Source organism: Flavobacterium erciyesense, from assembly GCF_018069925.1.
Lineage (GTDB): Bacteria > Bacteroidota > Bacteroidia > Flavobacteriales > Flavobacteriaceae > Flavobacterium > Flavobacterium erciyesense.
This window is the reverse complement of record NZ_JAGPXB010000002.1, coordinates 50889-64773: the sequence shown is the minus strand read 5'-3', so window position 1 is coordinate 64773 and position 13885 is coordinate 50889. Positions and strand designations below refer to the sequence as shown.

The 13885-nt window shown below is 32.3% G+C and carries 10 protein-coding genes and 1 tRNA gene; 4 read left to right on the top strand and 7 right to left on the bottom strand.

Annotated elements, in window-relative coordinates; translation table 11 throughout:
• The 3 genes from KBJ98_RS03305 to KBJ98_RS03295 all read left to right on the top strand — a co-directional run bounded on the left by KBJ98_RS03305 (position 1) and on the right by KBJ98_RS03295 (position 1922).
• Positions 1-951, top strand: a complete 951-nt coding sequence (locus KBJ98_RS03305) for a relaxase/mobilization nuclease domain-containing protein (RefSeq protein ID WP_210788265.1) — start codon at positions 1-3, stop codon at positions 949-951.
• Positions 952-956: 5 nt separating this feature from the next.
• Entirely contained in the window at positions 957-1151 is a 195-nt protein-coding gene (locus tag KBJ98_RS03300; protein WP_210788264.1) for a hypothetical protein, read from the top strand.
• Positions 1152-1394: 243 nt separating this feature from the next.
• Positions 1395-1922, top strand: coding sequence for a hypothetical protein (locus tag KBJ98_RS03295; RefSeq protein ID WP_210788263.1), 528 nt, complete (start codon positions 1395-1397; stop codon positions 1920-1922).
• Positions 1923-2590: 668 nt separating this feature from the next.
• Here the strand turns inward: KBJ98_RS03295 and KBJ98_RS03290 are convergent.
• The 7 genes from KBJ98_RS03290 to KBJ98_RS03260 all read right to left on the bottom strand — a co-directional run bounded on the left by KBJ98_RS03290 (position 2591) and on the right by KBJ98_RS03260 (position 13318).
• Positions 2591-2827: a hypothetical protein gene (locus tag KBJ98_RS03290; RefSeq protein WP_210788262.1), complete on the bottom strand. Its 237-nt coding sequence runs from the start codon at positions 2825-2827 to the stop codon at positions 2591-2593.
• Between the two features lie 303 nt (positions 2828-3130).
• Complete coding sequence (locus KBJ98_RS03285) at positions 3131-3721, bottom strand: hypothetical protein (protein ID WP_210788261.1); 591 nt, start codon at positions 3719-3721, stop codon at positions 3131-3133.
• Between the two features lie 6 nt (positions 3722-3727).
• Positions 3728-10237, bottom strand: a complete 6510-nt coding sequence (locus tag KBJ98_RS03280; RefSeq protein ID WP_210788260.1) for an RHS repeat-associated core domain-containing protein — start codon at positions 10235-10237, stop codon at positions 3728-3730.
• A 65-nt stretch (positions 10238-10302) separates the two neighbouring features.
• Entirely contained in the window at positions 10303-10728 is a 426-nt protein-coding gene (locus KBJ98_RS03275; RefSeq protein ID WP_210788259.1) for a T9SS type A sorting domain-containing protein, read from the bottom strand.
• A gap of 88 nt (positions 10729-10816) precedes the next feature.
• Positions 10817-11470 carry a response regulator transcription factor gene (locus KBJ98_RS03270; RefSeq protein ID WP_210788258.1) on the bottom strand — a complete coding sequence of 218 codons (654 nt, stop codon included), beginning with the start codon at positions 11468-11470 and terminating at the stop codon, positions 10817-10819.
• Positions 11471-11961: 491 nt separating this feature from the next.
• The gene (locus KBJ98_RS03265; RefSeq protein WP_210788257.1) at positions 11962-13179 is read right to left on the bottom strand and encodes a tyrosine-type recombinase/integrase; all 1218 of its coding nucleotides are present in this window, start codon (positions 13177-13179) and stop codon (positions 11962-11964) included.
• Positions 13180-13244: 65 nt separating this feature from the next.
• Positions 13245-13318, bottom strand: a tRNA-Met gene (locus KBJ98_RS03260).
• A gap of 153 nt (positions 13319-13471) precedes the next feature.
• Between KBJ98_RS03260 and KBJ98_RS03255 the strand changes: the two genes are divergently transcribed.
• A complete protein-coding gene (locus tag KBJ98_RS03255; protein ID WP_166138427.1) occupies positions 13472-13864 on the top strand; it encodes an START-like domain-containing protein in 393 nt (130 codons plus the stop codon).
• Positions 13865-13885 lie beyond the last annotated feature (21 nt).

Sequence of the window (13885 nt, the reverse complement as noted above, 5' to 3'; positions counted from 1 at the left end):
ATGATAGCCAAGCAAATCATTGGAAAAGATTTTTATGGTGTTTTACAGTATAATCAAAAAAAGGTAGATAAAGGAGAGGCTATTGTTTTAGATTCTAATTTATCGGCACATTCAGTGGTAAAACAAACCAAAGAGTTTAATGTTATTAGGCAGTTGAAGCCTAACCTTTCTAGAGCTGTATATCATGTAAGTTTGAATTTGCCTTATTCTGACTCAGAAAAACTTACTAATGAAGATTTTGCAAGCTTAAACCGTGATTTTTTAGAGGGTATGGGTTTTGACGATAATCAATATGTAATTTTCTTACATCGGGATACGGATTTATTGCACACGCATGTTGTAGCAAATAGGGTTAAATATGATGGAAATGTGGTTAGCGATTCTCAAAATTACAAACGGAGTGAGGCACTGGTTCGCAAATTAGAACTAAAATATAATTTAACTAAACTTATACTTAATGAAGAAAGCAATGTTCTCAGTAAAGGTGAAATAGAAAAATGCTTGAGAATTGGAGACGTTCCTGCAAGATTAGAGTTGCAAAATATCATTTTTGAAACTCTGAATGCGAATATCAATCTTGAACTATTTATCAAGAAATTAAAAGAAAGAGGAGTAGATACCAAATTAAATCAAAGTACTACGGGATACATTTCAGGTATATCTTTTCTGTATAAAGAGATACCTTATAAAGGAAGTGATGTACACAAAAAAATATCTTGGCAAAATATAAAATCTAAACTTAATAATTATGAACAAATCAGAGACCATTCTACTGTTCCAAAAATTGATGCTGGAATTAGAGCAAGTAAAGAAAATGCAATTGGAGTTGAAAACACAGATACAAAATGCGACGAGAATAAGCATCGACAATCAAGTAATCATCGACAAGAAGTTGGACCAACTATTGGGAAAAAGATAGAAAGCAAACTCAAGAAAGGTCTTAAACCATAAACTTCATGTTAGCAGAAACCGCATATCAAGTTATAGAAGCATTAAACGAGAAAGAGAAATCTCGCTTATACGCTATGCTTGGTGTGCAATCTGAATTGGTGAATAAGACCAAAACAGCAACTAAAAAGAAAAAAATACTGTCAGATGCGGAAGCTGTCGAGTATTTACTAAGAAAATTTAAAAAGTGCTCCTATAAGTAGCATATAATTTTAATAATACAATAAAAATGTTTTGAAATAAAAATCTAATTTTACACTTAGAAAAATATTATTAATCGCGTAAGCTATTGATTTGGTCAAAGAAAACTCGGAATCTTCTTTAACAACCAAAATTGATAGACTTACGCCTGTGCAAAATACTTGCGTGGGCGTAGTCTTCTGGTTGTTGGGTTTCCGAGTACCTCTTTGACAGTTGACTATTGCTTCACGCATTTTTTATGCACTATGAAAAAGAAAAAAAACACCGCTCACCAAGATGAAAAATTAAATGTTTTCGTCCCTTTCGTAAATTTATTGTTATTTGAAAAATTTGAGTCTCCGGATTTTGATTCAAAAAATGCGAAATTATCTGAAAATTTTATTGAAGCTGTTAATAAAATTAATGAGACTTCTATAGATAGTAGTGACTACTTTAAAATGAAAGTTCAATACTTTATTACAGAATCGTCTGAAGTTAAAAGGCGACTCATTTTTGATTCTATCATTAAAAATGAATTGTTTATGAGCACTATGTCATTCACCTATACTATTGAAAACAATTTATCGATGAACAATGAGAGCTCATTAATTAGTCACACCGAAATCTTAAAAAACTTACTTGATTTTACTATTAAAGGGGAAATGAGTAAGGTATTATTTTACTTTTTTGGTTTATATTTCGAACACATATTTTACGTAGAATCTTCAGATGAAAATTATATCTCGCAAACAGCATATGACAATTTATTTGAGAATCTATTGAAAAACCCGTAACGAAAAAATGAGTACAAGAGAAATTTTAGTTAGGTGTTAACGCTTCATTTGTAGTTTGTATCAATTTATTTTAAAATATTTTAGGTATGCTGATGTAATAAATCTGGTCATTAAAAGGGAGTTTTGTTATCATGAAAAAAATGTGGTTGAAAAAACTTTGACGTTTTTTGATCAGTGATAATATTGAGTTGATTTATGTAATCTAATCATATAAAATATATTATGAATTTTAAGTAAAGCTATATTTTGGTATTTGATGTGATTTTTTGACATCTCGAATAATGTCACATAGTGTAACTCTCGTCGCTAGAGCTTTTATTTTTTCTACATAAATTGGAGTGACGAATGCATCTCCTCCTATGCGCGCAGGTATAATAATGGTCGTAGGTGTTTCTGTTATCTCCAATGTACCATTACTATTATTATCTAGTTTTTAGTACTCACTCGAGTAGGAGTTGGGTCAGAATTAAAGGGAAAAAATTAAAAGTTAAAATTCCAAGTCCGATTAATTAGGATTTCATGTCGGGTAACTTTTAAGAGATTAGAGATTATCAAGAAATTAAAAAAATTGCACAAAGTCAAAGACGTTTGCGCAATTTTTCATGAGAATAGGTCAAGGAGCGGGGTTTTGTGAATCATGTGATTTAATCCACTAACCACAAGTCCTGTTACTTTTCTTTGCCAGAAGTATTGAATTTAAGTATTATAAAAGTAATGCAACCAAAAAAGCAACCAAAAATGAAGCTACCGTTTATATCTGATTTATTAATTTTTACATAATCTAAATTCACTTCAATAAAATAGTTTTCTATTATGTATGGGATTAGTCGAATTGAAAAACCTCCTAAAACAAATAATAATAGTTTAATTAAATTATTTGCTAAATAACCCAGCTGTTTTGTCATGTTGTAAATTTAAAATATATTGGTTGTATATTTCATCAAAAAAAAATATATACCTATTGCGAAAGTTGACCAAAACTTCCCGCCACTTATCGCTGTCATTGCACCTTGAAACGTACCATTGGCAACAGCTTGAAAATCAGAGTTTGCATTCTACCTAAAACAAAAAAACTACACCTTATTTAAGGATGTAGTTAAATTTTGTTTTGTCTGATACCGCTTCTAGGCACGAGCTAGAGGCATCGCGCTTGCCTTTCTGGTAATTTCTGCTTGGTCGAGCAGGGGATTGGATAACTAATTATTAAATTAGAAGTTTTTGTTATTCTTTGTTTCTAATAAAACATTATCGGAATACAACTTTTTTACTTTTTTTTGAATTATCCAAACAGCAAATATGGGCATTAAAAAAAACATAAAATTAATTGTTAAATCTTTTGTTTTGGCCTCTCGCTTTAAATCGATAGACACAATTAGTTTACAAATAAAGTGACTGCTGTATATTAATGATATCACGCCTACAAACTGAATTGTCATTAATGTGAGAATTATATTCACATCAGGTTTTCCACCGTTAAAAACAAAACTAAACATGTATCCAACAAAAAAAATAAAGTTTAAAACAACCATTATATTTATAAGAATACTTATCCTGAATCTACTTAAACTGAGATTAAGTTTCAATCCTGAATTTAAATATAAATAGCTTATAGATAAGTTTAACCAATAAAAATAGGGTAAACATAAAGACCAAAAAACTAAAAAAATCAAATAATAAATGGTTTCATCTTGTACAAATTTAATTAGATTTATCAATATCATTTGTAAAAATACTGGTAAAGCGAAAGTCAATAAAATAATTTTATTAACACTTTTATTTAATAAATAGTTCTTTTTCATGTTTATTTAAAAATTAAATTTCCATCCAGCTTTAATATTCGCAAATCCACCTATACTTAGTCCTAATCCAACTCCGGTATCTATTCCAAAATAAAAAGATGATTCAAATTGAGATTGAACAGAATATTCTGCTGATACACCAAAAAAACTGAGAGAGGCTGACTCAAATCTATTTTGTCCTAGATTGTATTTATATGATGCACCAACATAATAAGCAGCTGCGACTTCAAAAAAATGATTTGAAGTTTGAGTAACGTTGCCTTTATTATTAAAATACTCTGCTTTGTAGCTAGTTTCTCTATATTCTCCCAATTTAAAACCAAATACTTTTTTTATCAATGTAAAATCAAAATAGTTTCCTGCTCTTAATCCTGATTCTGCAGCAAAATATTGATTTTCAATAAATTGAGATTTGTAAAATTTTTGCATCCATGGATGATTTTTTTTACCGCTTGGAGGATCTATCTCATGCGCCGCGTGATTAAGTCCACTAACTACCAATCCCGTAACAGCTCCTTGCCAAAAATTACCTCCCGTTAATGCTGCACCTGCACCGCCAGCAACTGTACCAAATGCAATCATTCCTGCGGTTCCTGTTCCTGCACCGAGACCTGCATGATGAATTGTTTTTGCACCGTAAGCCCAATTGTTTTCTGCGGAGAAACCTTCTGTTTTCGTTGTGCCACCACCCCAAGCGCTACTTGCAATACTACTCAGAGCACCAGCTGCAAAGCCAGACCAAAACTTTCCGCCACTTATAGCTGTCATAGTTCCTTGAAAAGTCCCATGTGCAACGGCTTGAAAAGCAGCCTGCGAATAAAAATTCGTAAACATCGAAGTTGAAGCACTACCAATCCCAAACGTAACTGCAGCACTCGCGGCGCCGATAAACGTTGCTTTCAATAATCCGCCCACACTAAAAGGCACATCTGCTAACAAAGCTGTCATGGTATATGTCGCTGCAGAAACTAAAGCACCTATTAGAACAACCGCTAAAAAACCAAGTTCCCCACTAGGATCCGTGTACATTAATGGGTTATTCAAGACATACGCATAACGGTTGTAATTTTGGGTATTATCTGGTTGCTGGATAAAATTATCAGGCATTAAAAAAGAACGTAAAACAGGATCGTACAAGCGACCGTTCATGTGAATCAAGCCTACTTCAGAGAGGTGTTCATGACTTGTATAACCACGATCTAATAAAAGTAGTTTTGTAGCGGTACCATCTGTAGGTAAAGCTATTGCCACACCATTTTGTTGCAATTTAGCTAAATTTCCCCAAGCATCAAAATGACGGCGTTCAATTGCCGCTCCATTTTCGTCAGAAATGGCAATAATACTACCTAAATAATCTCGGTGCAGGTAGTATTTTTTGTCTACAACAACTCCCGTGGCAAGCGTTTTTATTTTTTCTACATACAGTGGGGCACCATAGGCATCTCCTCCTATGTATGTGCGGATTGTTATTGTAGTAGGGGTTTTTATAATTTCTACCGTACCATCATCGGTGTAATCCTTGGTTTTAGTATACACTCCTGTTGTTGAGGGTGGGGTAATGGTAAATCCATAATTCATAGTTTGACGGGACAAATGAGAATTATAGGTAAAAGTAGTACTGCCTTTGTCGCTCTCATTTATACTTATAGGGCTCTTGAACATGGTGTAACTCACTACTTGTTTAGGTAATGTATTATAATAATTCTTGCCTTCGGGAGTTAGTACAATAGCACTCTTTCTATAAATTCCAGTTGCTACATCTGTGTTGTAATTTACTGAACCTAATTTATTGTTGCTCGTAATTCGCCCTTTATTATCGTAGTTATTTGAATCGATCGTTCCATTTAATGGGTTTGTCCAATGTGTCAAACGATCTAAGTTATCATATGAAAAACTTTCACTAGTGCCCAATGCAATATTTTGGCGACTGTTTAGTGTTCCTTTAATACCATTAAAATCATAAGTATTATGCAATATAGCGGTATTGGCTAAAAGATGTTTTTGTGAGCTAAAATAGCCATCAACTGAATACGCATTTGTAATGGCAATCCCGTTTCCTAAAGTCTCCGTCAAAGATTGCATTTTTTCATTAGCTGTATTAAGTTGCCATAGTAAGGCATCATTACCATCGGTAATTTTATCCATGATACCATTGTAAGCATTGTAATTATTTTTGGTTAGCACAGTTGCTACCATACCCGTAATCAATTCTTGAGTGGTAGTAGTTCCTGTAATAGGTCTGCTAAATGTATCATAGGTGATGGACTTAGTTTGGGCAAATCTACTGTTAGATTCGGTGGTTGTAGATGGGCGATTTAGACTATCATATCCATATGTAAAAACATCTATACTAGCACCAGTGGATTTTTTACTAGTCTCATTAGTAAGTTGCGCCAATGAATTGTAAGAATAAATCGTTTCAATATCTGTACCATCACCTACTAATTTTTTCTTGATTAATTTACCATAAGTATCATAGGTGTTGGTTGTGCTTCCTTTCGGGGTAGTTTCTGTTAAGGATTGTCCAAAAGCGTCATAGGTATACGTATAGTTACCCGCGTTAGGATCATTCATGGAAATTTTATTACCCCATCCGTCAATATTGATCGTTACTTTATGTCCTTCATAATTAGACTGTTTTAATTGACCGTTTGCGTAGTATGTGAATGCAATTACACCACCTGGATCAGTAGTCTCTATTTTATTCCCTAAAGCATCAAGCGTTGCAGTGGTGGTTTTTCCGTCATCAATACTTGTAGTCGTTAATCCTGAATAGGATATAGTTTGTATACGACCAGTAGGTGCTGTTACTTTTACGGGACGTTGTAAATAATCATATTCATAATTAGTAAATCTATTTGGGAATGAAAAATACGGTTCACTTACCCATGATTTCCTGCCTAATGCGTCATAAGATATCATTGTTGAGATCATTGATCCAGCTGCCAATCCTTTTGTTGAGTTGCGTACTTCACGACCGAGTACATCATATTCTACAACAGATAATCCACTTACATTGTTTGTAGTTGTTGTAGTATATCCGCCAGAGCTTAATTTGTTGTAGACAGTTGTAGTTGTAAGAGGTGTTGGCGATGCATTGAATACTGTGGAATTAGTCAGTTTGCCCCAATTATCATACCCATTAGTACTAACTACACCCATATAATTTGTTGATGATAATACTTGGCCCAGAGTATTATAGGTAAACTGAGTAATAAATCCTTGATGATCTGTTTTCTTGAGAACAAATCGCTTAGTGCTATCATATTCATCGGTTATAGTTCTTGAGGCAACAGGACTTGAAGCACCTGGAGCACTAATGGTTTTTGTTAGTAAATTCCCTACCGCATCGTAAGTCATATCTTCAACAAGTGCATAACCTGTATTATGACCTGTTTTTTCAGATTTGGACAAATTTGTTCCAGAGTAGGTATACGTTTCATTAAAAGTTCTCGTATCACCTGTTGAAATAGATGTTGAAGTAGCAACTGTTTTAGGACGTCCTATATAATAATTTAACCCTGTACCGAAAGGATTATTTTCATAGGTTGTGGTAGTTGTTGCTGTTCCCTGTATCGCAGAACCGATACTTTTTTTAGAAACTCGTTGTGTTTCTAATCCATAATATGAATTAGAAGACACTGAGCCATCATAAGTAAAAGTATCCTCGGTTGTTACACCAGTTAAATTGTCAACTGTAATTTGTTTGTTTAATAAGACATTATAAACTTTTGTGATAGGATGAGTATACGTATCAAAAATGTTCGTTTTCGAACTTAATAAATCTGTAGGAACTGCATCAAAAACAGTATTTGCATTTGTACTTGACCATGAAAGAGTAGTAGCTCCTTTTAGTGCTATATCATTGTGTTGGGTAGACCAAATTTTTATATCTGAATCCGTCCTGTACCAACTGCTTCTGGTAGAACGAATAAAACCTACGGTACCGTATTCATAATTAGACACATATCCTCTATATCTAAAATCTTGGTATTTGGACATTCCATTAATAGTAGCAGTTAGTTTAGAAACTAGAAAACTAGTGGGGTTGCGAATAATTTCAATGTTAGGATAACTTACTGTACCGGTTGAGGAATAAAAATCGGTTGATGAGTTGCCGTAACTTGAATTACTTGCCTCCATTGGTTTGTAATCAATAGTTTGTTTGATATTTCCACTAGATTCAGTTACAGATATAAGTCTATTTTCAGTTTCAACATTTTTGTTGAACTGGTAATACTCAATTTTGTTATAGTGTCCCCTTATCAATACTAGTTCCGTATTGGCTCCGTTATATTTATAGTTTGACGCCAGAGGAATTGGGATGTCAGGTGAATCTGAATTAAAATGCTGAGGACCAAATATTGGGCTTATATTTTCGTTATCTGAATTGTAACTTAGAGGAAATGTTGTTCCGCTCAACGTGCTCCCTATATTATTTGTAAATGCCGTAATCCACCACTGAGTATTGTGATCGTTTATCGTCCATTTTGGTTTGTAATATTTTCTCCAAACACGCACAATATCTGATTTACCATCTTTATTAACATCTATGGCATAGTAAGTACTGAAATGAGTTTGCGTATTATATGTTGAACCTGTATTAGGCCAATATTCAACAATATTGTGACTTTCTTTTGTAAAAAAATCACCACCAGATGTTTTTGGATTACTGTAGTAAATATGCCATAATGTATTTCCACTTCCTCCTTCAGTATCTGGAAGCATGATATCCGTTTTGCCATCTCCATTATAATCTCCAAAAAGGATTTGTTTTGTTTCTGAAAACTTGTCAATTGAACCAGATCCAAGGATTTCCAACTCAATCCAAGGTGCAGTATTGAGCTGTTTAAAACCTATAATTTTGTATGTTTTATTGTTGTTAATTATCAAAATATCCGATTTACCATCCGAATTAAAATCCATAACAAACCTTCTATAACCTTCTAATAAGTTCCCATTAGGGATGACTGCAAAATCTTTCTGTCCAAGCGTTGTGTTTGCGTTAGGGTCAATATTTACTAAATAAAACTCTTTTCCATCAGATGCAGTCTGATCAATACAATAATAACTAACCGTTCCATCTTGATAATAATCTTCAAAAAATCCACTGAAACTTTGTGTATTTGTAAATGTTTCAATCAAAAATTCACTAATACCATCACCATTAAAATCACCTTCGAGATACATGTTCTCTTGAATTTTATTTGGAATTGTATAACCGCCACAATTTGGATCATCTAAACTAGGGTTATACGTAATTAAATTATTAAAATTAATAACTTTAGTATTTATCAATGAAACTGAATTGGCAATTAAATTATATGTTTTAAATTCAATTGTATTATAGGTTTCTTGTACATAAATTAAAGACTGAAACTGATTTATCTTATTATTTGTTAAAGTTGTACCTGAAAAAAGCCTACCATTATTAGTTGGTAAATTGATTGGTACGTTTCCTGAATCTGCTTTAAAAAGGTTTGTATACACTTTATCTTTAGCAACAAAATCTAAACGACCATCTCCATCAAAATCTCCTGTTAAATCTGTTTTATCAAAAGCTAAATTATTAGTATATGCCTTTTCTTTACGTACAGGGGTTGTTGGGCTTTGCTCATATTGAAACTCAACAGGATTAGATTCTTCATTTAGTGCGTTAATTTCTTTAATATTGGTTACTCTTTCATAGCCCAGAGAAGGATCTACACTATGAGACAATTGGTATTTTCTAAAAAGAGTGTTGTTTGTTCGTACTTCAATATTATCTAATATCTTAGAAGCATAAGACGAGTTTCCACCGATAAAATCGCGCTCCACACGTTTTGAATTTTTAAAATTGAAAACAATTGAATTTTGAAATGCAATTCCTGCAGTGGGATTCCCGCTAAATGAAATACTGCTAATGTATAATTGGTTAGTGTTATTGTATGCAGTATTAGTATAATTGTAATCTATTCTATTCCCATTCACATCTTCGTAACGAACAATATGCCATGCAGTTGCTGATTTGGCGTTCTGGCTGCCATCTGGTGTGCTTCCATACCATGACCTAGATCCATCAGGAGCCGTTACAATAAAGTAAATTATACTACCCTGATTTACACATTCAATTTTTGTATTGCTTTTGTATTCTGTTTCATAGCTCGAACCATTTGCCCAGTAAGTACCTGTTTTAATTAGTAATCGTTGTCCATCAAGAGCAAGTTTGTCATCAGCGTCAAAATCAACACCATCCACAAATCCATCAATATCTCGTCTTGTAGCAATTCTAGCAATAGATGATATGGTATTAATGCTCCATCCTTGTCCAGCAATCCCGCCGCGTAGCCCACTTGAATATGTAAGGTTGATTACAGGCGCCACGTTCATGATACTTGGAGGTACAGCTATTGGCAAATTATAAGAAGCAGTTCCTGAGCTACTAATTTGCAATTCTCCTTTTGTATCTGTAAAGTTTTGCGCAATGATTATTTGAAAAAATGAAAATAAAAATAATGATAAGTATATTTTTTTCATATCTTAGTGTGTAATGGTTTTATGAAAGATTTTCTATTGGTGTAAGATTAAAGTAATGCTGATGTTTACTTTTTAACAATTTTAATTGTTTTAGACTCTCCATTGTTGTAGTTTAGAATCACAAAATAAATACCGCTGGGATAACTTGAAAAACCAATACTTATTTGATCAGATTTAGGAAAGTATGCTTGTAATGACTTACCACTAATTGTAAAAACCTCGATTTTCTGTACTGTTTTTTCTGGAGTTAATTTCCATGACAAGAATAGTTCCTCAATAACTGGATTAGGATAATATGAAATTTGATCTATTTCAAGTAAATCTTCTTTTTTTAATTCTTTGATGGATTTAGAAGATGTTCTAGCAGAACAATTGATGCAGATTTCACGTAATGTTTGATTACCTGCATTGTCATATCTAAATAGTATTTTGTCTTGTGCAGAAGAGAAAAGTGAGAATATAAAAAATAGTAGTGTGTAGTATTTTGTCATGTGTTTTATTTTTTTTCAAAATTAAAACTACTTCAAAATAAAAAAGGGTAGTAAAACTACCCTAAATGTTAAATCTATTTTTCTATATTTATAGGAATCCTTTTTTTCTTGCTTCTTTAATTATCGCTTCATCAGATCCATTATCAATATTTAAAACCGCTTTGATTTTGGCTTTTCTTTTATGAACTCCACTTAAAGATAGTGGTAGATAATTGGGTAAATTCTTAGTTGTTATTCCTTGAGATATTAATTCAATGATCTTCAAATTTACAGCATCCAAAAAATGATATTTTGCTTTATTTTCATCGATCGTTTTATGAACTCGTTGACTATAAAATACCTCGCCGCCAATTACTTTTTTTAAAATCATAGATAAATCGCTAAAATCAATATCTGATTTTTCAACAATACCTTCAGGATTGACGTTTTTCAAAAGACTTTCTAGCTCGAAACTTGATAGGATTGCTGAAATGAAAATAATTTTAGTCTCTGGAAATTTTGCACGTATTATATTAGCGATGTCCTCGCCATTCTTCAAATTATTTAACTGACAAGGAGGCATACTGTAATCTAATATGGCTAATTGGAGTTCTTTTAAATCAGAATCTATTATTTTTTTGTACGCCTCATTCAAAGAATAGGAAACGACTATTTCGCCTTCAAAGGATATAGATCTGAGTGCTCTGATATATGCTTCGGTAACATATTTATGGTCTTCAAGAAGAAAAATAGGTGAGTACATGTGACTGAAATAATTAGGTGACTTAATTAAAATCAAACATTATAGGTCGGTTAAGTATGAAAAACCAATGTCGCAAACTTAGAAAAATGAAATCAAATAGGTGAGAGATTTAACAAAAAGATGCTCTTTATTTTTTTATAGATATTATTAGTTAAAAGCCTTGATGTAAAATTTTTAAAATTTAAAGAAAAAATCGTTTGCTTACATATTTACTTCATCTAAAGGCCCGGAAATACGTATTCTAAAAATAAATTGTTTCTTATATAATATTAAGGGTATACCTATAATATCAAAGTAATTACTTTTTCAAAAGTTCTATTTTATGTCGTGGAATTTAAGTTCGCGAAAAATTATCCTCTTACAGTTTAAAATATTCGATACATATGTTATTAAAGCAATTAATAAATTGTTTTGTATGAACCAGAAAATGGTTTAACATTAAGCTTAATTTATTTTCATACAATTCTGATTCGATCTTATAAGCTTATAAATTATCTTATATACTTTGAGTAATCATCCGGGATATAAGCATTTATCTCCCTTAAGTATTTTCTAAGAGCCGTTTTACTGGTGTGACCAGTGATAGACATTATATTTGATTCGGCTTCATCTGGCGTCATTTCTTTTATGAAGGTATTGTAAAGTTTAGTTATGAAAGTATGTCTAAAACTATACAATCCGTAATTTTTATCAAAACCAAATTTCTTTTTGACTTCTAAAAAATAATCCGAAAAATCATTTCTTCTACTATTTTCTGAGGCCTTCCAGTATTGGCCAAAATCTTTTCTTCCAAATAAATACGCATCACTTTTATAAAGGGAGAGATCAGGAATTTCATCAATAAGTAGTTGTGGGATCCTCTTTACCTTGAATCCTGTTTTAGTTTTAATTTTTAAAATTTTATCATTTAAATCAATGTCACCAATTTTAATACGATTCACTTCTACTGGTCTTAAAAAGTTAAATGAAATGAATTTAACATACAGTGATAGTAACTTATTGTTTTCGTTTAAATATTTGAAAATTTCAGTTTCTTGCTCACTAGTAAAAGATTTATTTTTCTCGGGAGTACTTTTTAAAACTGGAATTTTATGAATAAAGTTGTCAGGAATAATCTCATTATCTGCTAAAATAGTAAACATAGAACTGATGTCAGTACGCGTGTTATTTCTGTTTTTAGCCGATGTAGCAATTAAAATTTCGTTTAAGTAGGAGGTGACCACTTTCTTGTTTACGGATGTAATTAGGCTGTTTTTAAACCCATTTTCATTTAGCCATTTTTCAAATCGCAGCATTCTGCCCTCTAATCCCTGATAAGACGTACCTGCTAAGGTGCTTTTTTTAATATTCAAAGCAAATTCAAAAGCTTCTCTTACAGAATGGCTTAAACTTTCTTCACTTTCAAATTCAAAGTTGTTATTTGGGTCATAGGGATTGAAGCCGTCCTTTAAAAGTATCGATAAGTTACGTTGGATACTTTTTAACCATTGAACTCTCCCTTTTTTATCAAGATGTTGCGGAGCATAAATGTTACTAGGAAATCTAATTAGGGATAGATCAGCAGTTTTTCTAAAAGAAAAATAAACATACCAACGTTTTGACAAATCACCGTCTGCATCGTAGATCTTAGGTTCGGAGTATTTCTTCTTTTCTTTCAAATCGTGTTCAAAATCGTGTTCAGATTGTAAATATCGTAATAAATTCGACATAAAAAAGCGGTATTAAATTGCTTTAATACCGCTTAAAATCTAGACTTTGTGATTTTTAAAACTTGTAGCGAGACCGAGATTTGAACTCGGGACCTCAGGGTTATGAATCCTGCGCTCTAACCAACTGAGCTATCTCGCCATGGTCAGGTGGTTAACTATTCCTGATTGCGGGTGCAAAGATAGTAACTATTTTAGACCTTGCAAGCATAAAGTGAAGAAAAAAAAATATTTTTAAAAATGCTTTTTTGTTGTAGTTATATTCTATATATTTCCAAAAAATTAAATGTAGCTCATGGATCAAAAAGTACGTTACGAAATCGAATTCCCTATCAATTCATCACCTCAATTGCTGTATCAGTACATTTCTACGCCATCTGGATTGTCAGAATGGTTTGCAGATAATGTTAATTCACGAGGCGAGTTTTTTACTTTTATTTGGAACGATTCGCAAGAAAAAGCACGTTTGGCATCTAAAAAAACAGGTGAGAAAGTTAAATTCAAGTGGGTTGATGATAGTAACAAGGATTCAGAGTATTTTTTTGAACTACATATTTTAGTTGATGAATTAACAAAAGATGTTTCGTTGATGGTAGTTGATTTTGCCGAAAAAGGAGAAATTGATGAGGCGAAACTACTGTGGGAAAATCAGATTTCTGATTTAAAACATCTTATTGGTTCTGTATAAAAAATCATATTTTAAAACTTA